A 26,113-nucleotide genomic window follows, 5' to 3' on the forward strand; every position below is an offset into this window, starting at 1 on the left:
GAATCATGTAAAAAGTTCTAAAGATTCCAGCAAAAATTCACGCTTATATTTGTTTTTATAATCGGCTAGCTTTCTTCTTATGATTTGTCTACATATGTCCTTTTGAGCCTCGGAGATTTTATCTTGCACGTTACTTATCAATTGATAGGATTGTCTACTCGCTTCAAAGGTATCATCCAGTAAATCTACCAGCTCCACAACATGAGTAGATACATCAAAAAATTCTAAAGCATATAACAGTGTTCCCCTATTCCCCTTGGTCTTTGGATTTCTTAACAAGTCGATAAGAGGTAACACCGCTTCACTGTCTCCTAGATCAGATAACGTAATGGCGATTACATTTCTTAGCAATACACTATCCGTCGTTGCTAAATATCTCAATAATATTGGAGTGAATGTATGATCAAGCTTTTCACCTATCTCCTCTATAATCCTTACCGCTTCCTTTAAATCTCCACTTTCTATGACTTCTTCTAAACGCATTTTGTTCATAGTTTACCACCCCACCTTATTACAATATATAGCAACTATCCAGTCTTAATGCAATTCAACAATTTACATATGATAACAATCCTATGTCTCTTTTGTATATAGCGAACATTGTCGAGACCCTAAAGAGATATCCACTCATTGATTTAAAATAAACAAAATGTTATATTGTCTATAAAATAATCATCATTTAATTGAGGTGTTTGCTAAAATGGATCATTCCGAACTATTCTGGAATGCTGGTATCGAAGAACTGAAGCGTGGATATATTCGTCAAGGAGAGCAGGTAATTTGCCTGTTGGACGGACAGCCATATGAGCAAGGCATTATATATCAGGATCAAGGGGTATTTTATGATGCCGAGAGGTACATGCGCCTTCATATTGAGCGGACGTATGGTTCAGTCTTTGACTATTTGATCGGCCTAGACAAAAAGTTAACCGGACTGACAGATCATCAGAATCGGTTGCTTCAGTTATTCTATCAAGGCATGGGCGATGCGGATATTCAAAAGGAAACTGGAATCGGTAGCGCATCCACCATACGTAATCATCGCTTTGGTCTCAAAGAAAAAGAACGGCAGGCCAAGGTATTTCTCACATTAATGGAGCTGCTAAAGGAGAAGGACCGCCACGCTCCCGCCATTGTAGAAGTACCCATAGGAGCACGGATGGTGGACGAACGCTACAACATTACGGAAAACGAGCGGCAAAAGGTACTCACGAAGTATTTTCCGAATGGGACAGACGGACGCCTAAAGACCTTTAAAATGCAAGAAAAGCACAAGCTGATTGTGCTGCGTGAAATTGCGGACCGTTTTGTAAAGGGACAAATATATCATGAGAAGGATATCAATGCGATTTTACAGGAAGTATATGACGATTATGTCACGGTGCGAAGATATATGATTGAATACAATCTATTGGATCGTAAGCCGGATGGCAGTGAATATTGGTTGAAGGAATCTTGAATCTCAACGTTTATGAAATCAGCAATTTGCATAATTCGATTCCCAACGCTCGTAGGTACAATATATAGACGAACTAAATCGTTTCGATCTATACATTGCTGATTTGAAAATGCTCTTGGGATTTATGCAAAATGCTCAAATAGGAGGATTCGACAATGAATCGAAGAAAAGAATTGGTGCAGCAGTACATGGAGATGAAGACAGAGGCAGGAATCTATTGCATTCGCAATACACGTAATGGGAAAATTTTCGTCTCTTCCACGCCGAATTTAAAGTCGCTGAATGGACGGCGTTTTGAGTTGAACATGGGTGGATTTAAGAATAAACAACTACAACAGGAATGGAATGAGTATGGCGAAGTTTCGTTTGAATTTGAAGTGCTGGACGTTTTGAAGAAAAAGGACTCAGAGTTCTTTGATGTCAAAGATGCACTAGCAAAGCTGGAGCAGACCTGGCTTGATCGACTCCAGCCTTACGGGGACAAAGGGTATTTGTAAACTTACCGATCCACGGGATGCTCTTCCCGAAGGTATCCAAAAATAACAGCGTCGACAAATTGACCTTTTTCATAAAAATAGTCTCTCAGGTGACCCTCTTTAGTAAAGCCACTTTTGAGTAGCAGCCGTTTGGAGCCTTCGTTATCTGGATCAATGAAGGCTTCTATACGGTGAACATGCGGCAAATGAAAGCCATAATCCACGACCACCTTCATCGCCTCCGTCATCAGACCTTGCCGCCAATATTCCGGTGCCAGCTCATACCCAATTTCAATACGGGAGTGCTCCTTCTGCCAGTTATGGAATCCAATTGTACCCACGATCCGCTCAGGAGCCTCTTTTAACGTAATCCCCCAACGAAAGCCCTCTTGCTTCTCATATCTGGTTAGCATCGAACGAATAAATTTTTCGGCTTGCTCTACCTCTGTAAAGCTTTCCAAGTCATAATATTGTGTGACCTCATCCTTGGAAAAATAGCCGAACACATCCTCCGCATCCCCTACTGTAAGCTGTCTTAAACGAAGCCTATCGGTTTCTAAAATCGGAAACGTTTCCATTGACATTATCCATCTCCTTCACATCGAAGAACCTATCTTATCAGCCACCAGCCAATCCCAACCATCACTCCATTTATGAAGAATAATACAATACATGCTCTCCACTTGTTGCTTTCACTTGTTTGAAAAAAAACAGTCACTTTACTACGACACATGAACAACGTAAACAACAAATTCCAAATAATACGCATACCATATTTTACGTAGTATAGAGCAGGGTTTAGCTGTACACCGCCCAACGTTGGAGGGACATCCGGAATAAACAGAATTGCACACGTATAACGCATGGTCTCATATGTAAAATAAAATACTGCCAGCCACCAAGCCCACTTCTTACCAAATAACATGCCGACACCGGCAGTCGTCCCTGCCAAGCCGAGTAACGCGATAAACCCTTGAAACATCCCCCTACAAATACCTACTAACGTAGAAGCCTCATTTAATGCATTAAGCGTCAATAGCTGGGTCACCAACAGAAGTGCTCCATTAAAGATCAATAAAATAGCTGAAATGCTTACACCTAAAGGTCGTTCGAAAACCACGTTCGTTACATAATCTTCTACTTCTTTTTTCGTATACAGATCTGACACTTCTTCTACTCTCCTAACCCAAATTATATACTTCCATTTTCGGGCGGGTATAATAACAGTATGTTCTCGCCTCATTCCCATATATCGGCTTTTAGGAAAATATGATTTAATCTTTCCTGAAAATTCCGTTATCCGTAAGCTAATCATTATTATTCAGTGCAGCCATACTGCTAATGATCATCCTATAATGGTGTCAAATTAGCGTCATGAGAATCTCTATCATTAACAGAATCCCAAATAGAGTAATATCTATCCTTATACTACCATTCCAAGAATGAATCTGACAAATGAATGAACTACTACTTGCGCTTATGAATGTATACGCGTTATTTTCGTGGCCCTGTAACCTTCTGATGACTGGATATACTCTACTTGATAACCCATTCGAGCATCCAAAAGCCCTTCCATAAACGGAAGGCACGGACTGTAAATAAAACTCCCTCCTGGCCGAATGGCTCTAAGCAATTCCATATATTTGCGAGCGTACTCATGAATATTACCATCTGCCTTCAGATGATGATGTATAAAATGATTGGAGAATGCCATATGTGAAACGATCGTTCCCCATGTACGTTCTCCAAAGGTGATCTCTAACCAATCTCCTTGAGTGACACAACCTTCTGTTTCAGCCAACCGATCTGTTCCGTAAGCTTCAATTCCACAGGCACGTAAATAAGTAACTAACCGTGCCTCAGATCCGCAACCAACGTCTAGAACAGGCTCTTGCAAACGAGCAATGTCCAATCCCAGTAGATTGGCTTGCAACTCCGGCGTATACTCCTCACAAGGTATCCAAAAGGTATACTCACACTCTGCATACTTAGCAAACATTTCACGTCCGTTGGTACGAGTTAAAAAATCTCTCAAATGCCCGTAATGCTGCTGAAGCAGCAAGTCCAGGGTTGCTCTATCTATAAATTTCTTCTGAAACAGTTTTTCAATCCGGGTGAAAAGTCGATCATACAGCTCCGTAAGCTCCCTCGCATGATCTGTGTGAAAATGTAGATACTGATTGGTATTTACAAACTGGGACAGTATTTTAGCCGCTACATCCTTCACAAAAGCGTTATACGTCTGCTGGCGCTTCAAGCTTTGAAGCATGAGGATCAGTTCCGAGCTTCTCTGCGTCAGCCAGTACGTCATTTCCGTTGAAGGTCCTAACAGAACAGAACCCTCGCGCATATAAAATAAACTCCGATGCTGATTGTACAGGAGTTGATCGTTAATAAGATTATGAAGTTGAGCGACTGTCATTCTGCGCTTCCTCCTTAAGATCCAGAACATTAAAGCCCTACCCAAGCCTAAGCAATGCTATCTTTGGGTAGGGCCAGCTTATTTTCTAAGTATACCATGACTATGGAAATAATGTTTTATTGCGAATCTTCCGCCTGTACATAAGAGGATAAAGGAATATTCAACTCACGTATTCCCTGAGCTACCAGCCGAGCTATTTGCTCCGCACCGTATTCCTGAAAATGTGTATCATCCTTCACTCCATCAGGAAATGCAGGATACACCCCTGGCTCCACATGTAAAAATAACGGGAGTGTTCCTTCCAGGCCAAGTGTATCATAGTACGCTACACTCAAGCGGCTAAGATCGACCAGTGCAACATCTGTCTCCGATGCTGTTTCCTTCATGGCCTGCACATATTCCGGGAAACTAATCCGAAACGAGACACTTGCCGCATCATAATCCCGTCGGCCAACAGGAGTAATTAGCACAGGCGTTGCACCGCGTTGGATGGCTCCTTGGATGTAGGTTTTTAAATAAACTTTGTAATCCGCGGGTGAAACATAACGCTCTTGGTTGTTGATCGCGGCATCATTATGCCCAAACTGTATGAGCAGATAATCTCCTGGACGGATATTGCGTAAAATATCATCTAACCGCCCTTGTACCAGAAAGGTTTTCGTGCTTCGTCCACCAATAGAACGGTTCACAAATATAGGCTCATCTGTGAAGAACGGAGCAATCATTTGCCCCCAGCCCGCCTGAGGCTTCATCGCGGATTTATAGGTTTGAACCGTAGAATCTCCCGCAAGGTATACCGAAGGGTGTTCTCCAGCCGTTCGAGCATCCTTTGGAGTAATAACCAAAGCGTTAATCTTCGCTTCATTACCTGAGAAATACAATTCAAGCTGCCCATCGATGAGTGCAAGTTCAAATCCAGCCTCGACAAATTGTCCTGCTGTTTTGGCAGTAGGTTCTACCTTGACGATGGACTCGGCTTTAACCGTAATGTCTGTGTTTCCGGCAGTATCTCCGGCAATTAGGGAAAGCGTGTAATCCGCAGGTGGTAAATTGACGACAAATGATGATCCTTGAACACGAACAAAATCTGAGCGTATAGCATCACTTCCACCACGATCCTCTTCATTCACTTTGGAAAGATCGGTAAATCCATAGCCTCGCTCAGGCGTGTAAACATCCTTGGCAGTGACTTGGGTGTAGCCGTCAGCTACGTTCCCAGGGCCAAAGTCAAATCGAAGAGGCGCCGCAAGCTGTCTTTCGGCCAATGCCTGCCCTGGGATAAGTATGGTTGCAAACAACAAGCTGAACCCTGCGCATAATCCAATCATCTTACCGAACAACCTGTGACGTTTTCCCTTTTGTTTCAAGCGCAACCCTCGCTTTTCAGGTTATTTGAGTGGTTTGTCATTGTCTCTACGTGTATTGCTCCCCGCCAGCTTTTGACAACCTTGATCCAGCGCCCAGGATACCACAATGCCAACCGTGTACCTGATCAGATCCGCGGTCAGGAACCCTTTCCCAAGCACCAAGCCGCCCAGCGTCGTTGCCCGAATGTGGTTAATCCAGGGAGCCTGGTACATCTGGCTGAACTCAATGGCGAAGCAAAACAGCAAGCTGCCCCACAGGGCTACAGACAATTGACGATTCACCCACAACATTCTCAGCCCCAAATAAATCATGCACGCCCACAAGGCATCCCCAAAGTGATCAGCAACGAATTCAGGCAACCGGGAGGAGTAAACCCGGCTTCCCAAACCCAACAAGATTGTGACCAGCACAGCAATTAGGTACGCAGCGCGAGCCTTCCAGCGGAATTTCCCCTTTATTTCCCGATTGGCCTTCCTGATGACGCTCTTACGAACGCTCCTCATGCTAAATCACCCGTCCTAATGCTGGGACATCTCCGCCAAGCTGCTGGAAATTCGTAAAGCATCCTCTCTTGGATAGCGCTTGCAAGATTGCTGAACCTTTTGCTGATGTCATATTGTATGCACACCAACTTGTCTGTATTTTTCATAATATAATTAATCATAACGAGCCTCCGTAATATCGTACAAACGTATCAGCAACTTCCAAACTGTTCGTGTGAGGATACTAAAATTCAATACCACGCACCTTGGCAAAAACCATTTGGTGTACCATGCTTCCCTCTTCATCATACTCGACGTTTCTTAAAATCCCCTCCAGTGTAAAACCTGCACGTTCCGCTACCTTGGCGCTGCGCGTGTTTCTGGAATCACAACGAATCTCCACCCGATTGGCATGCAAATGCTGTATGGCAAAATCCGTAATACCGTGCACGGCCTCTGTTATAATGCCTTTTCCGGTCCATGATGTTCTGAGCCAATACCCAATTTCAAATCTTCGTGCATCCCAATCAATACGATGCAGACCGCTGCTGGCTACAAATTCTCCCGAAACCGTATCAAATATATACAACATCATATCAGACCGATCCAAAAATTTAAGTCTGGCTTGGCGCGAACGGATTTCAGATTCCTCTGCCGTAGGAAGATTTCTTGCAAACGGAAGCCAAGGCCGCAGTTCATTCGCACTCTCTCGTATCGCCTCATTGACTGCCGCCCCATCCCCCCATTGCGGAGCGCGTATGGTCAATCGCTCCGTCTGGAATTGGTCAGGGAACGATAAGAGAATGGGATTCGGTTGCTGCTCCATACTCATGATGCACCCTCCTCCTTATTCGTTGAATAACTGCGACGATCCAGCCAACCTGTGATTTCACGCAAACTCCCAATCTGATAGTCCGGTACAATGCCTGTTTCCTGCCACGTCATAAAGCCTTCCAGCCAGATGGTATGCAATCCTGCACTTTGTGCACCACGAATATCATTTGTCGGGTGATCGCCTACATAACAGGCATGGCCGGGATCGACAATGTCCAGCTCATTCAGAGCCAACTCGAAAATTCGAGGATTAGGCTTCTGGATGTTGACGCCGCCCGATACGATAATAGAATCCACATAATCCCTCAGCATAACTCGGTCGATTTTCGCTTGCTGCGTGCGGAGTGAGCCGTTGGTAATAATACCAAGCTTCAAGCCACGCGACCGCAGTTCGGACAACACTTCCTTGGCCCCGTCCATCAACACCGTAAACTTATGAAATTCACCATACCAAAAGCCCAGCATCTCTTGTACTGACGTATCGGGATTTTTCAGTTCCAAGTCTGCATGCAGCTCGGTATACAGTTCCCTCTTATCCCGGTACCCGTCCTGATCCGCCAAACGTATCTGTTCAACAACAGCCGCGCGGCTCGCCGGTTCTTCTGCCACAATAAATCGTTCAATAAAGCGCTCTGTATATGCCGCAAACGCCTGTTTACGATGAATAAGAGTATTATCCAGATCAAAAATAATCGCTTCTATGGACATAAATAGCTCCCTTCCTTCATCTTCTTGCACCGATTAGGCTGAAACAAATTGAATAATTCCTATTAGAAATAAAAGAAAAAAAACAGACAAGAAAACGATGATCATGTACTTCAAGATTCTCTTGGAGGTCGACTTTTGTTCCAGTTTGATCTCGATCTGGGTCAACCTTTCTTTGATTTCTTCCAAATCCTGCTCCACCTTCACATCATGCTCCCCTTCCTTCGTTTCGACTTATTCATCTTCCTGACACTCACTCACACAAGTTGCTCCAAAAACGCACTTTTTTTACGGCATTAAAATCAATTTGTTCATAAGGCTTCTCCCCAAATTCCAGCTTGAAATACTCCTGCAAACATTCCCCATACACGATAATATCCGTTTGATACACTGAAAATACCGGATTTCCTTCTTCAGATGGCTGCTCGGGGATATATCGATGTCCGTTGATCGGGATTAGCTTGGGCACACGTAAAAACTCACGTTTACATATATCAACGGCTTCCGCCGAATCTGTCGGTTTTTCGCCCCATTCGGGAGGCCAGAATATATGCTGCTCTACATCAAAAATCATACCTTCCAGCGGCCAATTCAACCTTTGCCGAATTACCCCCATCCGCTGTGGTGACGTATCTCTCCAAGGAATAAAGCTTTTACCGATGGGAAGAACACTCATCAGAAGCTCCCGCAAATCGGGCGGGAAGTGAATATCATACCTGCCTTCGACGTCGGTAACCTCCTGCATGGATAAGCCTGGAGCTAAGGTCACATCGTGTTTACGTAATAAATCTATGATATAAGCGATATCCATCTCTTATCGACTCCTCAGCAGCTAGCTAGTTGACCGGATTGGTCAAGAGGCCTACCAGGCTTGTAACTTCAACTTCACCAACACGGCGCGGGCCTTCCATAAAATATCCCCTTGTTCCTACCTGTATCCGGTGTCGGTGTACCTTTTCCCTCATTTCTCCAAACAAAACCCACATTCTCGCCTGTCCTTCCCGGTGAACCGGACGCTCGGTATCCATGATCAATTGACCATCTCCATCTTCAAACTCAGGATGTATGGCGTAAATCCCCGTCGTCGTGATATCATCGCTCTCATAGGCAAAATCGCAGCGGTACCCCTGAAAAGGCAGCTGTTTCCTGCCTCCTTCTTCCGGCGTGTAAAATCGATACTTTATTGTAAAATCGTGCGTATGCTGTCTGCTATTTTCATAGGGGTTCCACATTTCATATCATCCCCTTAGGTCTTTTCCAAAAATATGTACTTCTTTCTAGTGTAATTCAATAGGAAAAGAAATCCAAGACCTATCCGCAATACATTGCCTAATAAGCTTGGATTATATGAGAGTCCTTTATTATAATATATGACTTCTATACTTGCTGTCCGTTCACCTGAATATCTACGGCTACTTGCTGCCCCAACCAAGCCTGCATGCGATTCCACGAAAAAACCTGCTCCATGTGAAATACACCATATGGAAGTTCTGAACGGTACAGGGCGAGCGCTGCAAAGACGGCTGCCTTAGCGGTTAAATCAGACTGATGGTGACCCCTTAGCCGGCATTCAACCTTCGTCTCCTTGCCATTGAGCGTTCCTCGGGCATCTACCTTGACCGCTACAGCATTCCCTCCTAGATGTATCTTGCCAAAGCTGCGAACTACAGCATCACGCACAGTTTTCTGTCGGAGTAAACCTGATACTCCTATCATTCGAAGCCCTGCCAGAAGCCGGGTGGTCAAGCGCGAATCGAAGCAAAGGCGTGTGCTAACCGTAGGAACTTTGAGCGTACGAGGAAGTGTCTGCTGATCCGAAAAAGGAAATCGATACGCCCGATGACGACCCACTCCTGCACCAAAGTCTGCTACTATGCCGTCGGTAAAGCTTTTTCGAGTCACAGGGCGTCCCTGTTCTATAACCTCCAAATCGGCATGAATCTGATCTACTGTCCACTCAATGGCAGCCTGACCGTGTTGATCTCCCAAGCCCAGCATCAAAGATATGTTCAACTCATCTGTCTGATCCATGAGCTGTGTCGCTTGCAATGCCAACAGATTGGTCAGTCCCGGAGCTAATCCTACACTTAACAGGGCTGTGGCCTGATAAGCTCGGGCCTCCTGATGACACTGCTCCACCTGACTCAAAAAGTCCGCATTCGCTGTAATATCCATGTAATGCACCCCATGTTGTAGACAGGCACGTACCAAGGTCGTATTATCCTGATCCAGACACATGATCACCATTTTGGCTTGCTCTAATATCGACGGGTCCAACGGCTCATGGATATTAAGCTGCAGGGGCTTTATCTTACCATTCGATTGTCTACTAAATTCAGTGGCACGCTCCAGGCTACGACCTGCGGCAAATACCTTGCCGGGAAACATTTCACTTAACTCCGTGCATATAATTTTTCCAACATGGCCATACCCGCCAATGATGATGATGTTATCCTTTGTCATAAGTCGTCTCTCCCTCTTTAACCGCAAACCATGCATTTACTAAAAAAGCGCCATAATACCGGGTGATGTGGGTAAAGCCTGCCTCTATCAACAGTTCCTGTATTGCCGCATTGGACACCGGGTTTGACTCACGACCGATGGAAGCAGCGAATCGTTCCCAATCCTCGAGTGAAATGCCCTGACTCAGCATATGACCTTTCCATGCCTGCATTTGGATGGAAAAAGAAGGCTCCTGCGGATTCCCATTAATAGAAGCTAGACAAAAAGGTGCACCCGGCTTGAGTCGAGCGGATATCTGGCGTAGCAATGCCTGTTTACTTTCCAAGCTCCGAAGAAAATGAAGCACCAGCAGGCAGGTAGCAGCGTCATAGACCGGTTCTCTGCATGACTCTTCGCCGTGCTTTTCGTGCTGTTCTTCAGGCTGTTCTCCAGACAACTCTTCCAACGTACCTGCAACAAACGATATTTTTGAACTGATGCCCGCATGTGTCACACGCTTACGTGCCAAATCCAGCATGTGCTCAGAGGGATCAACTGCCGTAAAGGACCATGCTCCATGGCGCCCTCCGAGCGTTATCAATTCCTGACCGCCTCCAGCACCGACAATTAGCATATTTGGATCTATATTTCTAGTATGAGCTTGTGCCTCAAGCTGTGCGGTTATCAAACAGTCTGTCATCTCATACAAATGAGCATATCCAGGTATTTTTAAAGCAATCGTATCCGCGTACTTATGCACATTCGGATGATTCCAGCTCATAGGTTGGTTTGAGTCCGTATTTCCAATAGGGGTATGTCTCATATGTGCTTTCCTCCAAACATTTAGCCTTGATCTTCTCAGACCATTCGTTTATTGTAGATTTTATTAAGAATCATTCTCAATTATAAATACAATACGAATATCCACCATCCCATAAATGTGGGATTTAATAATCGCGCTTGAGAATCTCCAGCTTTCACGATAGGAGTAAATGATGAACGCACACTACACGCAATTTGCACAGCTTAAGGACGCCCGACAGCAAATCATTGATCTGGGGGAAAAAGCACCCTCATCCCTAACGTACAAGCACACCCTAATCGACCGCTTGCGTACTCAGATTGCTTTCGATGCGGCGTGCTGCACCTCAGTAGATCCGCGTACGCTGCTTTCCACGGGGGCATTTACAGAGTCGGGTGTGGAGGACATTCATAACAAACTGCTGGAATACGAATATCTGCACGACGATATGATAAAATATGATCAGTTGGTGCGAGAAGGACAGTCTGTAGCGACGCTACATGGGTCTACACAAGGCCAACCGGATCGGAGCACACGATATAGAGATGTTTTGCAACCCGCCGGATTCGGGGACGAGCTACGTGTTCCATTTATGTACAAAGGGAGCTGTTGGGGATTTCTTACGTTGTTCCGTCATCATGGAAAGCCTGTATTCAGCGAGGAAGAGCAACAACTGCTTGAAGCATTAGCGCCGTCCATAGCCTACCATCTGCGTCAGGCCAGTGTTGGTTTATCTCCAGCCCCTGCCATGATTACGGAAAATGAACTTGAGCCAGGGGTTCTAATGCTTTCCGATAAGCTAGAACCGATCTCGTCCAATACAGTAGCAGAGCAGTGGCTACAGCTGCTTCGGCAGCAGGAGGGAATCCATGAAGACAGCCTTCCGGCTCCTGTCCGGGCAGTATGCTTGCGAGCGCTATCCACTGCCACTGCACCAGCCCGACTATGTATCCCTTCCGCAGACGCAGGCACCCCATGGGTAACCATCAGAGCCACCCTTCTGCAAGGCGGACAGGAGCATACGGGCCAGAAGCAGCTAGCCGTATGGTTTGAGGCTGCTAAAGCAACTGACATGCTACCGCTTATGGCCGAGGTGTACTCATGGTCCGAACGAGAGAGACAAATTGTCCAACTCATTGTTCAGGGCTTTTCGACCAAGGAGCTGGCCAACGCACTTCATATTACTGCCTACACGGTGCAGGATCATCTGAAAGCGATTTTCTTGAAAACAGATGTAAGCAGCCGCCGTGAGCTAGTATGGAAGGTATATTCTAGATTCAATTAACCTATGTAAAGAAGACAGATGACCCGATTAGGGATCATCTGTCTTTGCATCACTGCTCTATTTGGACGCAAGAGCCTTATTTCTTCGAAGAGGAGTTCGTATCATCGTATGACACTGGTGAGGGCTTCGCAATCCATTCATCAGCCTCAGGCTCGATATCCACGCCATTTTCCAGCTTCGTTTTCTCCATCAAGGAATCTCCGTCCTCGTCCTTCTTGTTGCGGATTTTCGCTTCGTCTTGAGTGTGGTCGCTCATGTTGATTCCTCCTTTTTTAATTTCATCTGATGGTTGTACCTTACTCATAATTACCCATTGCCGTCCTGTACAAACCTCTACACGACCAGATGCCCTTTTTTCTCCGCCGGTCCAATGGTCGCCTCAATGCCAGCATTAAACTCCAGAAAGTCGCTCTCCACTCCATCGCTGAAAATAACTCCATTTTCCGGCATCTGCGATGCAATCCGTAGCGGTTTTTCGGCTGCTACCTGACCAAACACGAGATCCGCAGCAGTCGTTCGACTGGGGAATGGTTCTCTCACCGTAAAATAAAGCGATGGCGAACTCCAAGTTGCACGATGATCATGACTCATTCCGTCTGCTGCCTCTTCCTGAGTGAAGGCTACACCGGGCATCAGCTGGCCTGGAGTCAGCGAGATTGGATGCCGTGTAGCACTGCCGACAATTCCGGCCGCTCCAGCCAGCACACTGGTCAGCCAGCCTGTCGCTCCCAATCCGGTTGAAACGATAATGCCGCTGGATGATTGTTGCTCTACCTGATCCTCCAGCCTTAGCTCATATCTCGCGGAGACATGAGTTTTGCGCCCAATGAACAAATCATTTACAGCATACAAGGATTGGCCATCATTTAATTGGGCTTTAGCCAGCGTAACCTCCTTAATTGGCCGTCTGTGCACGAACACATCCGGCACCACCCAGCGCAGGTCGGATACAGTAAACGGCAGCAATACCCCGTCCCAGCGCAATGGATCTGGATTCACACCGATAAGCGGTTGCTCGGTCAAATATTTTAACGTGTTAGCTACCAGCCCATCCTGCCCCAGCACCACCACTGTATCCTGCTCACCAAAAATAAAGTTCGGCACATGCTCCCGCTCCACAATCTGAACACGACCCAAGGCCGTTAACTCCGACGTTGCCGTTGCCACCGCCCTGCGGTAATTTTCGTCCTCCAGCACATAATCACTGAAATCCGCACCCAACCGTTCCATAAAGAAGCGAGCCTGCTGCACCGTATTGTATCGGACAATCAGTTCCTCCAGTCGCGTTTTACGCTTCACCAAAATGATCTTCTGCTCTGTCATTCGGCTGCTCATCGTGTTCTTCCTCCAGACCCTCTCGATCCTGCTGATCCGCTAGCTCCCGTATCTGACATGAGACCTTGCAGCAGATCCGGCGTAATATTCAGCTGACCGATTTTGCCTGCATTTTCTGCAAGCTCCTGGAATGCGATCGCAATTAGCTTATCCGGGCTCATATCCATGTTGGCCATAGCTTGAAGTACGTTCGGCTCAACATCCTGCAACGATTTCATGACTGCTGTCAGCTCATAGGCCTTGGCATCGGCTTCTGCCTTTTTATTCGTTACGGTCAGCTCAATCAGCTCGCGTTTTTTCTCCTCCAAGGCTGTGTCAAATCGTAGCTGCTCCTCTTTCATCTCGCTTTGCTTTTGCTTCACAGAACGCTCGGCATCGAGTTGAGTTTCGCGGATTTGTTTCTTTTTCGTCTCTACTGCAATCTCAGTGTTCAGCTCGTTTTCCTTCACACGCCGCTCTTGCTCAATAGATGCATTACGACGTTCATACAAAGCATGATCCGCGTTGCGAAGAATCTCTTCCCTCGCTTGAGCCTCCAGCGCTCTCATCGTCTCCTTATTGGGTAGAATCGCCAAAATCGACAACCCCATAACCTCAATGCCGAGCTTTTCCATTTCCGTATGCTGTGCAATATCCTTCGTCATATTTTGGGCCAGACGTTCACTGGACTGAACAGCTTCTTTGAGCGGGACACGCTCCAAATACTTTTTGGTAAGCACCTTGGCGATGTTAATCACCCGTTGGGCCAGCTTGCTCGGGTCATCCGAAATGTAGCGTCGTTCCTTCAAGTCATACGTATAGTTTAAAATCTGCGTCGTTCTCCGATAATCCACAATTCGATAAGTCAGTTGCCCCTGCACCGTCACCGCCTGAAAATCATTCGTCATGTCCTCAAACATGAACGGCGCATCAATGGAAGAGACGGGCACGACAACAACCGAGGTGGTCGGGGCGTAGTAATAAAAAGATAAGCCAACACCCTCTCGAACCACCTTCCCGTTTTTCACCTTCATCACATATTCACTGGGCTGAAATTTAACAAAATTAAATCCAAACATAGCCGCTTCCCCGCTTTCATTATAGTTTATAATATTTTGTTATTATCATTTTGTTATTAACAATAAAATAACACACATTTTCAATAATATCAATATGACATTTTTAAAAAAATAAAGGCCATTTCCCCTCCGATATGCTCGGTTAGAGGAAACAGCCTTATTGAAACACTTTATTTATCATCCACATTCCATTCTCTATAAAATTGCTCCAAGTACATCTCCATCCATTGATGCCGAACTTCCGCCAGCTCTCGGGCATAAGCGGTATTCATTAAATCCTTGAGTTTGAGCAGCTTTTCGTAAAAATGGTATATGGCACTTTTACCTGCGGCACGATAATCATGCTGTGAAAAGTCTTTATCCGGGTGATGCATCATACTGCCTTTTGAGCCAGCATACATAAAGGTTCTTGCAATCCCAATCGCTCCAAGAGCATCCAACCGATCCGCATCCTGCACAACTTGACCTTCCAGCGTTTCCATAGGCGGGTTTTGTCCACCATTGTAGGACATCGTAGCTATAATAGTCATCACGTGCGTGATCACATCTGGATCACTTACATGCAGAAGCAGCCACTGCTCTACTTTATCCAGGCCCGCTTGCTTGGAATCATTTAATTTTTCATCCGCTACATCATGCAGCAGTGCTGCCAGTTCACAAATAAACGAATCTGCGCCCTCTTTGGCAGCAATTTTAAGGGACAGCTTTCTCACCCGGTCTATATGAAACCAATCGTGACCACTATGATCATGCTCCAACTGCTGCTGTACAAAGTGCTCCGCCTTTTGAATAATATCTGCCAAAATCGCTTCCTGTTGCTCCGTTCGTCTCTCCATATGTCACCTTTCAATCCCGTCCATACTTTCTATGGTAGGTTCGTTTAATTTTTTAATGCTTGGCCATCTGCTTACTGCGAATCATTGAGAGCGCCTTACGGGCTGCCAGTTTCCCATTCGGGCTTCCATGCTTCACCACTTCTTTTAATAATTCGGTCGCTGGTTCATATCCATGATGTCCCAAAAGGACACATGCTCGTTCCTGTACATACATATCCTCATCGTCCAAATAGGGAAGCAATGAGTCTAGTTCGCAGGTAGGCGTGATCGCCATTAGGCTGTAAAGAAGCTGACATCTCACATCATCATCCACAGGTGAATCCTTTTCTAGCAAGGCTCTTAGTTCATTCATGCAACGAATATCTTCCGCTAATTGTTCTGTGCTAATGTCCTCGCCGGACGGATAATCCTTACGGAGCTGTTCCCACTCCAGTGCTGGATTTTGCTCCAACTCTGTAATCAGAGAAAACGCACTTCTGTACGCCGGTGACAAATCCGTTTCCTCGTGACTTATATAACACAACTTATATGCTAACGGCCCCTCCACATATATGCCAACATAATTAGAATGGTCATCCGTCCATAGAGGGACGATATGTTTAAATACCTCGATCTGCCCCATCCACTTGATGCCCTCGGCAAGCTCTTGCTCATTCATGAGTTGAAGCTGAACGTTCCGTCCCTCTCGTTCCTTGCTATGTACATGCAAAGCTTCCACCATGTCGTCTGGCAGATGAATTGCTAGCCGTTCAAGTACCTCTTGTAAGCTCATTTTTCACGCTCCTTATCTTCTCTACTCAAAATCTACTATATAAGACCGAAAAGGACAGGCTTTCTTCATTTTTTTCTATATGGTGTATGCTATCCAACCTTTAGAACGAGAAGTCAGTAACCTGACAAAAAAAGAACCTCCAAAACCACACAAATCGCAGTCGCGGAAGTTCTTTTACATTTTCCCTACCCTATTGCTAATCCTATATAACTTATTCCGTATTCTTACTCCACGACACCAAGCTCGCGGTTTTTTTCCTTGAATCGGCTGTTATGAGAAGATACATATGCCGCTTTGTCAGCTGCTGGATCAATGTACAGCTTGGCGCTATTCAGTGCAAGGGCGGCATCTGTGAACGTACCGGCAATTAGATACAGCTTGCTTCCGTACTCGACAAAATCGCCTGCTGCGAAAATCCCTGGCAGATTCGTTTCCAGCTTTTCGCTCACTCGGGCATGCCACTCACCCATATCCAGTCCCCAATCCCGAAGCGGGCCGAAGTCGGATTTAAGTCCATGATTTACGATGACAGCATCGACATTCAACACCTGTATTTCGCCCGTATCTACATGACTGATCGTCACCTGTTCAATCGTCTCTCCATTGTTGCTATGTAGCTGACTCACCGCGTATGGTGTGAGGACACGGACCGAGGATGATTTCATACGAGCTACATTTTTCTCATGTCCGCCAAAGTGATCCCGACGATGTACGACGGTCACACTCGCCGCAATAGACTCCAGCTCATTCGCCCAATCCACTGCCGAGTCGCCTCCACCAGAAATCAGGACGTGCTTGCCCCGGAATGGCTCCAGCTCTTGTACAGTATAATGCAGGTTCGTAACCTCATAGCGGTCCGCCCCCTCAATCTCCAGCTTAGCCATTTTGAGAATACCATAGCCTACTGCCAGAACGATCGTGCGTGTCCAATGCTGTTCCCCTGTGGCAGAAGTTAGCAGGAACGTGCCATCCTCTTGCCGATCCAAACCAGTGATCTGCTGTCCCAGCACAATGGTAGGCTCGAACGTCCGCGCCTGCTGCTCCAGCTGATCAATCAGCTTTTCACATAAAACCGGGGTAACCCCCCCGACATCCCAAATCATCTTCTCTGGGTATATGCGCATTCGTCCGCCCAGCTCATGCTTGGCTTCGATCAGCTTGGTTTTCATATCTCTCATTCCACTGTAAAATGCGGTATACATACCGGCAGGACCACCGCCGATGATCGTTACATCATATAATTCCAAGGACACTGTCACTCTGCAACTCTCCCTATCATAACGTAATATGTCTGCTCCTATTATAAGTGATAATAATTATCAATATCAATTAAGAAATAAAAACATGACCATTACAGAGGTTTTTGTGACCTTAGAACTACATTTTATAGGTTTATATAGCTACTGATTCCATTATTCTCGTAGATTATGCAAGGATTGCTGCACTATCGCATGCAATGCTTTTTCATTAAGTCCTGTCTGTACAAATTGAAAACGGTGATCTGCCAATCTCTGAACTCGGTCTATGATCTGCCCCAGATGATAAGCCGTATGCTCCACCACATGGTATACGTCATACATATTTATCGCCCCCGTATGGTCCAATGCTGCACAGAAGGATGAAAAAGCTTCTTCTACCTCATCCATCAGTTGTTCCTTGTTTTGCATGGAAGGTATAAAGCTATCCTCCATTCCTTGCTTGTATGTAATCGTCGGATCTATGAGCTTGGCTGCGTTTCTGCGCACATGTACCATGATATGGTTGATGATCCCACCAATGCTATTCGTTTCCGTCTCACCTACTCGCCATAGCACCTGTTCATCCAAAAGCACAATGCATGCCCGCAACTTTACCAAATATTGATCGTACATTCTGTGCTCGGATATGATTTTAAACTCATGCATAGAAGAATCCATATATTTATTTCCTCCTTCGTCCTATCAAGTGAATTTCTCAAAAAAATTACTTCCCTCGATCATCCAATACTGTTCAGGTGAAGGTACCTCGTTCAAAAAGTTTTGATATTCCCCTTTCCACCCCGCTGGGACATAGTGTTCAAACGAGGCTGGCTCAGGAAATAGCGAATAGAGAACTTTTTCATCAAAGTTAACATACAGAGCAGGACAGAACTCCAACACTTCATCCTGATGCTGAATAGCACCATCAAGCAACTGGAGCATTGAAGTTAGTTCCCCAGTAGCCACCTTATATTCACAGATGTGATCCAAAAATGCTCCCACTGTGGTTTCATCCAAAATAGGGATACCAAACCGTTCCTCCATCTCGGTATTCAAAAACCAATACTCTCTTTCCGTCACATACCAATTCCATTCCCCTTCAAAGATAACACCAACAATGATGTTTTGCGCATATTCAGGCCATAATTTCATGAGCTTCTCGCGTTCCCTTCTTTCTCACTCACAGTTCGATCCAAAACCGGTTTACACGGTTTCCGTCTTCCTCTATGTAATCCTTGTCCGGCGTTCCGCCATTTTGTATGATTGTTTTTTTGGAGGCAATATTATCGGAGTCGCATACGACCAGGGCTCGGGAAATCCCCAGCTCTTTTGCTTTTTCTAACGCCAAGGCCAGCATTGTAACAGCGTACCTGTTCCCTCGTGCAGAAGGACGGATACCGTAACCGATATGACCTCCGGCATTCATTAGGTGTTCGTTAAGGTCATACCTGATATTCACTGCTCCCACGACCTGTTCATTCGCATTCACAAGCCAGTATGTTGAGCTTTTGACCCAGCCTTCAGACAGGTTGATTCCATTTTCCTGATTACTTAAAACCGTCAGCATACCTTCAAAATCGTACGGTTCTAAAGAAATCACCCAAGGCACCATATGCTCCTGGCTCTGTTTCCATTCCTCATAAAATGAAAGATAAGCGTCCTTCCAGTCCTGATCCGGCTGTACCAATCTGACGGTCTGCATCCACTCACGGCCTCCTCTTTAAACGTTCAATTCATATTGCTTATATTTCAATATCCATGAATTTTTGCGCCCAATCTGCAAAAGAGAGCTTATCATCCCAAGTGACTCGCTTCATCGCTTTGGCACATCCCCAGTTTAGAATCTGCTGATGCAGCATATGCACCCGGAAACGCTCAGTAAATCCTTCTTTGGCTTCCATCCCTTGTGCGTAAGCAGTAAGAAAACCCTTTGCCAACTCTTCTTCGCTGTTCTCCAGATACATGGTGGTTATTTTCGGAAGATCTGCAACCCCATCCCCAAAATAGGCTGTCGTAAAATCAAAAAGACCACTGACTCTCCAGCCCTTATCCCCATTCTGCACAAGGAAATTTTGCGGTTTAAAATCCCCCATCACAAAGGTCGCAGCTTCCAGCTGATCGAATGCTTGACGGGAGCCTTCCAATATTTCCTCTACCCATTCCATATCCTGTACAGAAATGTTCGAGTATTTTTTGGCATCCTCTAGCCAATATCGAATTCGTCCATACAACCATCCTCGATAAGAGACTTCAAAAGGGCGAATGGCTAGAGTTGTTGTATCCAGCTCTCCACTGTTCTTAACCTTCCAGCTATGAAGCTCCAACAGAACAGTAGCAAGCATTTCAGCCATTTGCTGTTTATCCAGCGAGGTCAGCTTTGCTTGCAACTCAGGTGTATGTATATGCTGACCGTATAGACGGGGCATAACTGCATAGCTCCAGCCGAAAATGTCCTCCGTATGATCCACAAGATACGGTGTTGGCACGGGTATTGGAGTCCGTGTCTGTATTTGCTCCACCATAAACTTTTCTTCTATCCATTGCCCTAGAAAAAGCGGGTTCCCCTTCAGCACAAACTGCCCAGCCGTTGAGGAAACATAGAGAGTTTGCCCTAGGACACCTTCTGCCGTTTTTTCGTAAGACAGCAAACGTCCCAAATCAAAACGATTCAGCATCCTTTGCATTTGATCATTTGTTACCTCGCCTAGCCGATTAGACGAAAAATAAATGGTCGTCGTCATCTCTACACACCATAGCTCTTAATCGTTGCTTCCAGGGTTTCATCCGTATCTGCTAGCCAAACGAAACTAACCTCAAACGTTCCCGGCTCGAAAAACAATGGAAATCTCCGCTTAAACCAATCCTGCATCGGCAGATTTAGCGCCTCCTTCATATCCACCCACAGCAGTTCTCCCTCAGGGGGATTTTTTAATAGGTCACCTTCAGTGGCTGTAGCCAAATAGTTAAAGACCATATATCTCAGTCCTTGACTTGGGTCACAATATTCGTCGATTCCTTTAAATACAATTTCCGTAACGGTTAAGCCTGTTTCTTCCTTTACTTCACGAATGGCTCCATTCACAATGCTTTCTGGAAACTCTACTTTTCCTCCTGGAGCAATATAACCCGGAAACCCCTTTCGATTTGGTCTATTCATAAGCAATACCTTGCTTCCGTCTTGAATCATACACATGGTATATATTTTGTGTGTCACTTCTGTTGTCAATCCGATCATACCTTTCTTTATTCACGATTCACTATAATCTAGCTTTTAACTTTCACACCGACATACTGTGGTTAAATATGGAATTCACCATACTTTAACTCGTTATTTTGTAGAGCGCAATAACTCTAACCATAGACTAGATTAGCGGGGTAACCTGGAGCGATCACAGTCCCTCGTCAAACAACTGTAGGCCTATGATTTCAAAGGCGACAACATCGCCCGCTTTAACGTTGACATCACCATTCATTTCTTCAGAATCCAAAATAAACGTAGTGTCTCCTATTACAATCTCCAGACATTCTATCCCACCTGCTTCGCCCTGCATCACTTGATGTATCGTTCCTTGAATCCAGTAGTCGCCTAGCTTGGGTTGAGGTCGAAAAATCCCTGTCTCTTCAGTAGACTTCAGCCTTCTGAACCCTTCTATACTGGATTGAGAAGTCTCGACCGAAATGACACAGCCGGGAATCATCTTATTCAAGCTTTGTTCATACGGAACAACATACGCATATCCAGAAGTCAGTTCATGCCAAAAATATGTCCAGTAGCCGTATACTTTTTCCTTGCCAATACTACGAATGATGATATGATGATCTTTATTTATTTCCTTGATCTGTACGCGCATATATAGAGTCCTCAGTAGATACTTTTCTTATAATAATAGTGTTTAAAGCCTCTTGGAGCATCGTCAATGACACCAACGACTTCATAGCCATGCTTTTCATAGAATTCGGGCGCTTGAAAAGTAAAGGTATTAAGTTGTATAAAATTACACCCTTTATCTTTAGCAATTTGTTCGATTTCACCAAGCAGTTGTGAACCGTAGCCCTTTCCTCTGTAGCGCTGATCTACCCACAAAATATCAACCTCCACCCAGTTCCAACATAGTACACTTAGGAGACCGCCTATCACCTGACCATCTTCATCTTTGAGCGTAAGATTAATCTCTTCGTATCGGGTTCGAATATCTGCTGGGACGTGTTTCGCATTAAACTCAATCAACTTGTTTCTGACTAAACGCGCTTCCTCCCTACTACCTCGACTCATCTGAGGTTCCAGCGTCATGGCATAAGCCCTCCAATTTGAAATGATTACTAGCACTTACTGATTTAAGAAAATAATATGGTTAAAATACTTTCATCTTCCTATTGTTATATATTGTATATACTTTTCTATGTTTAGTCACATGAGCCATTTAAACAGATAAAATTATTCCGATCTATATAGCGCTGATTGAAAGTCGCTCCCTGGATTCATGCAAAATATTTAGTAAACGTAAAAACAGTTGCTGGTTTAATAGACCAGCAACTGCTTTTTATTCCTATGGATTTAATTGAAATGATTTTATCGTCTTGCTGCTTATGAAGCACTGGCTGGAGTCAGCTTGCCGCCGCCAGACAGGGTGATCGTCTCCCCGTTCAACCAGTTATTTGCACTCTCACCCGCGTCATAATAAATAGTGTGTCCATTATCCACGATGTTCGAGAGTTTAGCATCACTGTCTGTGAGAGTAGGTTTAGAGTAATCCTTAGACCAAGCGGATCAATCTGCCAGCCCCATTCCGATGAAGACAGATTTGCTTAGACAACAAGCGTCAGCAACTTATCTTGTGCCAAAACCGATGAGTTTGTTGTTTCAATAACATCCAAATAATCGCTAGTATTCGAGATTATAATAGGTGTGATCGGATTGTATCCGGCCTCCTTAATCTTCTCAAGATCAAAATCAATTAATAGATCTCCTTTGCGGATCTGATCTCCTGCCTTCACTCGAGGCGTGAAGTATTGCCCTTTTAATTGAACGGTATTGATTCCAATGTGAATCAATATTTCTGCGCCATTCTCGGACAGTATAATTACAGCATGACCTGACTTAAGTACAGTACTAATCGTACCGTTCACTGGCGAGAAAGCTTGGCCAACACTCGGGATTATTGCAATACCTTTCCCCATAGCACCTTCTGCAAAGGTAGGATCGGGAACTTCAATCAAGGATTTCACATCACCTGTTAATGGGCTGATCAGTACCTCTTTCTTTAAGCTCGGCGAACCAGCAATAACATTGACACTTGCTTCTGGCTGAATAGCCTTTGTTTCTACAGTAGGAGCTACATCAATTGGTTCAGTTACTGTTACAGCTTTTTTATCCATGTATCCGAAAAGAATCGTCAGAATCAAACCAATACCCATGGCAGCTGCAATTCCTATTAAATAATACCCAATAGGTTCAAATGCACCGATCGAAAAAATATTTTGGAAGACAAATGCTGTAGCATACGTATGGAAACCGCCATTAATTGCCCCTCCGATAGCTCCAGCAATAATAACATAGGGAATCGTGCGCTTGTAACGCAGCAATATCCCGTAGACAGTCGGCTCAGAGACACCTGCTAACAACAGACTTAATGTAGAGGAACCAGCAATTGATTTCAAAGACTTTTCTTTGGATTTAATGAAAACAGCCAGTGCCACCCCGGCCATCGCGAAGTTAGAGGCTGCCCACATCGCAAGGATTGGATCGGTTCCATTCGTAAGATTTGCCAGAACGATCGGAATAATACCCCAATGAAGGCCAAAAACAACAAGGAAAAAGATTAACCCGCCAATGACAGCTCCTGTCAACAGCCCGCTTACTCCCATGAGATAATTAATGGCATCTGCTATCGCGTTTCCGATATATACTCCAAATGGGCCAAAGATCATAGCAGTGAGCGGTACAATGATGGCTAAGGACAATAACGGAACCAAAAACGTCTGCAGTTCTTTATGGATGATTTTCTTTAGATATTTCTCCACATAAGAGAATATCCAAATAGCTACGAACACCGGAAAGACGGTTGACGAATAATCCATTAGCACTACAGGAATGCCTAGAAATGAAGAAGTATCTCCATTGGCCAATAACCCCGTAAAATTCGGCTCCATTAATGCCGCACCGATAACTCCACCTACATAAGGATTGGCGCCGAATTTGATCGCTGCAGAGACGCCCAGGAATATAGGCAGGAAATAGAAGACGGCATTAGCTGCTGCAGCCAGAATGAGGTAAGTTCCACTTTCCGCAGATACCCAGCCAAAGGTTGTGAACAGGGTTAAGAAAGCTTTAAGTATCCCCGCCCCCGCCATAGCAGGCAACAGGGGAGATAGACTTCCAGAAATCACTGCAAAAATTCTGGACATGATCTTCTCCTTAGGTTTATCTCCATCCTCAGATGCAGTATTGCCCGCCCCTAGTTTGTTAGTTTTCATAATCTCTTGATACACGTGCGCAACGTCATTTCCGATAACCACTTGGAATTGACCACCACTTTCTACGACCGTTAGCACTCCTTCTAAGCTTTTTAGCTTCTCTTTGTCGGGTACATGATTGTCTTTTAAATTAAATCTCAACCGGGTTGCACAATGGACAAGATTCGCAACATTCTCCTCTCCCCCAATGTTCTGCACGATATCTTTGGCTAATCTTTCGTACTTCATTTGTTCTCGCTCCTTTAGACCTCATTCTTTTAATATGAAACAAAAAAACCTGAACAGGTGATAAAGCACACTGAAAACCAGTACACTCATCACTTATCCAGGCTTTGCCCAACTAATGGTAACAACCCTGCTATTTATTGTAATAGGCTACTCTCTGCTGGTCACACGCCTAATATGGAGCATGAAATAGACCATTTCACCTTCGGTTGTCTCAACTTGATACTCTTCCCGTAAATATGCTCTTACCTTCTCATTGCAGGCAAAAGCTTCAGGATACTTAACAACGACTTGTTCGTACAGCTCATCATCCTCAGAAGGAATCGATTCATGACGCATGGTGCGATAAGAAAAATATTTTAAGTGAGTCACAAAGCGGCTATAATTGAGTGATTCCTCATCTAGCTCAATCCCATAATGAAGTGTTACTATATTAAGAATTTCTTGAACCATCTGGGTTACCATTAAGGTCTGTTCCATTTCCTGACCATCCTGCTGGCCATTCACAAAATGCATTGCAATAAAGCCAGCTTCATCTACAGGTAATGTAATTCCTGTTTCCTTTTCAATTAAGTGTAATGCGTGCATTGCCGTGTGATATTCTTTCGGATAAAACTTCTGTATCTCCCAGAGCAGCGCATTCTTGAGACTCAATCCCTGTGCAGCACGCGTAATTGCATAACTAATATGATCTGTAAGAGCCAGGTAAATATTATTGCTAAAGGAAGTGTTGAGATCCTTTACTGCATAACGGATAATTTGATCTGTCAATTCTAGATGCTTTGTAGGAATTTCACTCAGTAATGTAGATAGCCGCTCAGATAATTCTTTAGTCTCCATCACGAAAGTCTTCTCAATTCTGGATGGATCTATATTTTCACCTGGATTTTTCTGATAGGCTAGTCCCTTTCCAATAACAATTATCTCGGATCGATTTGGTCCTTCAACCAATGCAACATTATTGTTGAATACTTTTTTAATCCTCATGAGTTCGCCCACTTTGTATTTTTTACTAACAAAAAAAACCTAAACTAATCCAAAACTAAACATAATTTAGTACGGATTGGTTTAGGCTTTGCCTGCATTGCAGTAACAACCCTAATATTAATTATGTAGTTATTATATAGGATGGAGATAGCGTTTTCAACAAAAAAATAATCTCAAATCTGGAATTCAACACCTGTCGCTTAAATTAGTAATTGCATAGCTAAATTATCACTTGAGCGAGGTTTAGCTGTAAAGTATGAATAGACACAGTCGCCTCCTGAATTTGATAAAAAGCCCGATGATACTTGCTTATCGGGCTCTTTTTAATACTTGCTAATTACTAATATGAGATATTTTTGTTATTTTTCGTTAATTTTTGGTACACACTTTCTTGTCTGGAGACTCCTGTTGCTAAAACCGCATTGGCTCCATTAGCATCCGTTTTAACGGTAGAAACGGGCCCCTATGAAACGGAGAGCCTGCTATCGTTTGTATCCATCGTCTGTCCTACAGGAAAAAAGATGGGATGATTAAATTGAAATATCCAGTGATTTCCCAACTCCTGTAATATCACTGCTGTTAGCACTGTTGATACGAGTTGTTTCCATGTTACTTGGAGCGGGCTTTTCCATTTTTGGAGTTGACGTGCTGCTGGATTGCGAACTTTGCTGTGCAATTTGAGCTTCAATCTGTTTAATTTGCTGTTGAAGCTGCTTCATTTTTGTTTCTTTTGTATCTTTATTATCTTTACTTTGCTGTACCTTGTTGTACTCCGCTTCAAGTTGAGCTTTTTGCTTTTCCAGACTAGCTGTATCGTTGGTACTGGATGAAGACGAAGTGCTTGCAATAGATATAGAACTGCTGGATGTGGATGAAATGTTCATACGAGATTTCTCCTTTTTAAAAGTATGAG

Annotated in this window: 31 protein-coding genes and 1 pseudogene; 3 read left to right on the plus strand and 29 right to left on the minus strand. The window is 44.5% G+C overall.

What is annotated here, in order from left to right; translation table 11 throughout:
- Positions 1 to 3: 3 nt before the first annotated feature.
- A complete protein-coding gene (locus MHB54_RS05540; RefSeq protein ID WP_264454028.1) occupies positions 4 to 492 on the minus strand; it encodes a HEAT repeat domain-containing protein in 489 nt (162 codons plus the stop codon).
- Positions 493 to 700: 208 nt separating this feature from the next.
- Between MHB54_RS05540 and MHB54_RS05545 the strand changes: the two genes are divergently transcribed.
- The gene (locus MHB54_RS05545) at positions 701 to 1,459 is read left to right on the plus strand and encodes a DUF2087 domain-containing protein (protein ID WP_264454029.1); all 759 of its coding nucleotides are present in this window, start codon (positions 701 to 703) and stop codon (positions 1,457 to 1,459) included.
- Between the two features lie 155 nt (positions 1,460 to 1,614).
- Positions 1,615 to 1,956 (plus strand): GIY-YIG nuclease family protein, encoded by a 342-nt coding sequence (locus MHB54_RS05550; RefSeq protein ID WP_023987736.1) that lies wholly within the window; start codon positions 1,615 to 1,617, stop codon positions 1,954 to 1,956.
- Positions 1,957 to 1,958: 2 nt separating this feature from the next.
- Here MHB54_RS05550 and MHB54_RS05555 read toward each other — a convergent pair whose 3' ends face one another.
- The 11 genes from MHB54_RS05555 to MHB54_RS05605 form a co-directional block, all read right to left on the minus strand.
- Positions 1,959 to 2,519, minus strand: a complete 561-nt coding sequence (locus tag MHB54_RS05555; protein WP_254347824.1) for a GNAT family N-acetyltransferase — start codon at positions 2,517 to 2,519, stop codon at positions 1,959 to 1,961.
- Positions 2,520 to 2,545: 26 nt separating this feature from the next.
- Positions 2,546 to 3,103: a hypothetical protein gene (locus MHB54_RS05560; protein WP_023987734.1), complete on the minus strand. Its 558-nt coding sequence runs from the start codon at positions 3,101 to 3,103 to the stop codon at positions 2,546 to 2,548.
- Positions 3,104 to 3,412: 309 nt separating this feature from the next.
- Positions 3,413 to 4,357, minus strand: coding sequence for a class I SAM-dependent methyltransferase (locus MHB54_RS05565; protein ID WP_264454030.1), 945 nt, complete (start codon positions 4,355 to 4,357; stop codon positions 3,413 to 3,415).
- Between the two features lie 116 nt (positions 4,358 to 4,473).
- Positions 4,474 to 5,685 (minus strand): rhamnogalacturonan acetylesterase, encoded by a 1,212-nt coding sequence (locus MHB54_RS05570; RefSeq protein ID WP_264454849.1) that lies wholly within the window; start codon positions 5,683 to 5,685, stop codon positions 4,474 to 4,476.
- A 60-nt stretch (positions 5,686 to 5,745) separates the two neighbouring features.
- A complete protein-coding gene (locus MHB54_RS05575; protein WP_254347820.1) occupies positions 5,746 to 6,228 on the minus strand; it encodes a ribosomal maturation YjgA family protein in 483 nt (160 codons plus the stop codon).
- Between the two features lie 223 nt (positions 6,229 to 6,451).
- Complete coding sequence (locus tag MHB54_RS05580; RefSeq protein WP_160789227.1) at positions 6,452 to 7,039, minus strand: GNAT family N-acetyltransferase; 588 nt, start codon at positions 7,037 to 7,039, stop codon at positions 6,452 to 6,454.
- The gene (locus MHB54_RS05585) at positions 7,036 to 7,749 is read right to left on the minus strand and encodes an HAD family hydrolase (RefSeq protein WP_013309351.1); all 714 of its coding nucleotides are present in this window, start codon (positions 7,747 to 7,749) and stop codon (positions 7,036 to 7,038) included. The genes MHB54_RS05580 and MHB54_RS05585 overlap by 4 nt, the downstream gene beginning before the upstream one ends.
- A 250-nt stretch (positions 7,750 to 7,999) precedes the next feature.
- Entirely contained in the window at positions 8,000 to 8,557 is a 558-nt protein-coding gene (locus MHB54_RS05590; RefSeq protein ID WP_053324940.1) for a hypothetical protein, read from the minus strand.
- A gap of 25 nt (positions 8,558 to 8,582) precedes the next feature.
- On the minus strand, positions 8,583 to 8,978 hold the full coding sequence (locus MHB54_RS05595) for a hypothetical protein (protein WP_071558994.1): 396 nt from the start codon (positions 8,976 to 8,978) through the stop codon (positions 8,583 to 8,585).
- A gap of 145 nt (positions 8,979 to 9,123) precedes the next feature.
- Positions 9,124 to 10,209, minus strand: a complete 1,086-nt coding sequence (locus MHB54_RS05600) for a saccharopine dehydrogenase family protein (protein WP_264454031.1) — start codon at positions 10,207 to 10,209, stop codon at positions 9,124 to 9,126.
- Positions 10,196 to 11,011, minus strand: coding sequence for a class I SAM-dependent methyltransferase (locus MHB54_RS05605; RefSeq protein ID WP_264454032.1), 816 nt, complete (start codon positions 11,009 to 11,011; stop codon positions 10,196 to 10,198). Before MHB54_RS05605 ends, MHB54_RS05600 begins: the two co-directional genes overlap by 14 nt.
- A 172-nt stretch (positions 11,012 to 11,183) precedes the next feature.
- On the opposite strand from MHB54_RS05605, the gene MHB54_RS05610 reads away from it, so the two are divergent.
- Positions 11,184 to 12,275 (plus strand): LuxR C-terminal-related transcriptional regulator, encoded by a 1,092-nt coding sequence (locus MHB54_RS05610; RefSeq protein ID WP_264454850.1) that lies wholly within the window; start codon positions 11,184 to 11,186, stop codon positions 12,273 to 12,275.
- Positions 12,276 to 12,351: 76 nt separating this feature from the next.
- Here MHB54_RS05610 and MHB54_RS05615 read toward each other — a convergent pair whose 3' ends face one another.
- The 17 genes and pseudogenes from MHB54_RS05615 to MHB54_RS05695 form a co-directional block, all read right to left on the minus strand.
- Positions 12,352 to 12,531, minus strand: coding sequence for a hypothetical protein (locus MHB54_RS05615; RefSeq protein WP_013309345.1), 180 nt, complete (start codon positions 12,529 to 12,531; stop codon positions 12,352 to 12,354).
- Positions 12,532 to 12,608: 77 nt separating this feature from the next.
- The gene (locus tag MHB54_RS05620) at positions 12,609 to 13,610 is read right to left on the minus strand and encodes a sugar kinase (RefSeq protein ID WP_053324936.1); all 1,002 of its coding nucleotides are present in this window, start codon (positions 13,608 to 13,610) and stop codon (positions 12,609 to 12,611) included.
- Positions 13,607 to 14,668, minus strand: a complete 1,062-nt coding sequence (locus MHB54_RS05625) for an SPFH domain-containing protein (protein WP_013309343.1) — start codon at positions 14,666 to 14,668, stop codon at positions 13,607 to 13,609. The genes MHB54_RS05620 and MHB54_RS05625 overlap by 4 nt, the downstream gene beginning before the upstream one ends.
- Positions 14,669 to 14,838: 170 nt before the next feature.
- Positions 14,839 to 15,504 (minus strand): HD domain-containing protein, encoded by a 666-nt coding sequence (locus MHB54_RS05630; RefSeq protein WP_264454033.1) that lies wholly within the window; start codon positions 15,502 to 15,504, stop codon positions 14,839 to 14,841.
- A 52-nt stretch (positions 15,505 to 15,556) separates the two neighbouring features.
- Complete coding sequence (locus MHB54_RS05635) at positions 15,557 to 16,276, minus strand: HEAT repeat domain-containing protein (protein WP_264454034.1); 720 nt, start codon at positions 16,274 to 16,276, stop codon at positions 15,557 to 15,559.
- A 224-nt stretch (positions 16,277 to 16,500) separates the two neighbouring features.
- Positions 16,501 to 17,535 (minus strand): NAD(P)/FAD-dependent oxidoreductase, encoded by a 1,035-nt coding sequence (locus tag MHB54_RS05640; RefSeq protein ID WP_023987717.1) that lies wholly within the window; start codon positions 17,533 to 17,535, stop codon positions 16,501 to 16,503.
- A gap of 153 nt (positions 17,536 to 17,688) precedes the next feature.
- The gene (locus tag MHB54_RS05645; protein ID WP_264454035.1) at positions 17,689 to 18,192 is read right to left on the minus strand and encodes a DinB family protein; all 504 of its coding nucleotides are present in this window, start codon (positions 18,190 to 18,192) and stop codon (positions 17,689 to 17,691) included.
- Between the two features lie 24 nt (positions 18,193 to 18,216).
- A complete protein-coding gene (locus tag MHB54_RS05650; RefSeq protein WP_023987715.1) occupies positions 18,217 to 18,666 on the minus strand; it encodes a hypothetical protein in 450 nt (149 codons plus the stop codon).
- A 28-nt stretch (positions 18,667 to 18,694) separates the two neighbouring features.
- Positions 18,695 to 19,216 (minus strand): GNAT family N-acetyltransferase, encoded by a 522-nt coding sequence (locus MHB54_RS05655; protein WP_069080698.1) that lies wholly within the window; start codon positions 19,214 to 19,216, stop codon positions 18,695 to 18,697.
- A gap of 40 nt (positions 19,217 to 19,256) precedes the next feature.
- Entirely contained in the window at positions 19,257 to 20,255 is a 999-nt protein-coding gene (locus MHB54_RS05660) for a phosphotransferase family protein (protein ID WP_023987713.1), read from the minus strand.
- Between the two features lie 2 nt (positions 20,256 to 20,257).
- A complete protein-coding gene (locus MHB54_RS05665) occupies positions 20,258 to 20,749 on the minus strand; it encodes an 8-oxo-dGTP diphosphatase (RefSeq protein WP_023987712.1) in 492 nt (163 codons plus the stop codon).
- A gap of 154 nt (positions 20,750 to 20,903) precedes the next feature.
- Positions 20,904 to 21,365, minus strand: a complete 462-nt coding sequence (locus tag MHB54_RS05670) for a hypothetical protein (protein ID WP_023987711.1) — start codon at positions 21,363 to 21,365, stop codon at positions 20,904 to 20,906.
- A gap of 11 nt (positions 21,366 to 21,376) precedes the next feature.
- On the minus strand, positions 21,377 to 21,805 hold the full coding sequence (locus MHB54_RS05675) for a GNAT family N-acetyltransferase (protein WP_023987710.1): 429 nt from the start codon (positions 21,803 to 21,805) through the stop codon (positions 21,377 to 21,379).
- A 294-nt stretch (positions 21,806 to 22,099) separates the two neighbouring features.
- Positions 22,100 to 22,314 (minus strand): annotated as a pseudogene (locus tag MHB54_RS05680) (hypothetical protein); the annotation flags it as partial.
- A 6-nt stretch (positions 22,315 to 22,320) separates the two neighbouring features.
- Positions 22,321 to 24,216, minus strand: a complete 1,896-nt coding sequence (locus MHB54_RS05685) for a beta-glucoside-specific PTS transporter subunit IIABC (protein WP_023987709.1) — start codon at positions 24,214 to 24,216, stop codon at positions 22,321 to 22,323.
- A gap of 147 nt (positions 24,217 to 24,363) precedes the next feature.
- On the minus strand, positions 24,364 to 25,200 hold the full coding sequence (gene licT / locus MHB54_RS05690; RefSeq protein WP_023987708.1) for a BglG family transcription antiterminator LicT: 837 nt from the start codon (positions 25,198 to 25,200) through the stop codon (positions 24,364 to 24,366).
- Positions 25,201 to 25,730: 530 nt separating this feature from the next.
- Positions 25,731 to 26,084, minus strand: coding sequence for a FlxA-like family protein (locus tag MHB54_RS05695; protein ID WP_023987707.1), 354 nt, complete (start codon positions 26,082 to 26,084; stop codon positions 25,731 to 25,733).
- Between the last annotated feature and the right edge of the window lie 29 nt (positions 26,085 to 26,113).

The sequence above is a fragment of the Paenibacillus sp. FSL M7-0802 genome (assembly GCF_038004945.1).
GTDB classification, from domain to species: Bacteria; Bacillota; Bacilli; order Paenibacillales; family Paenibacillaceae; genus Paenibacillus; species Paenibacillus polymyxa_B.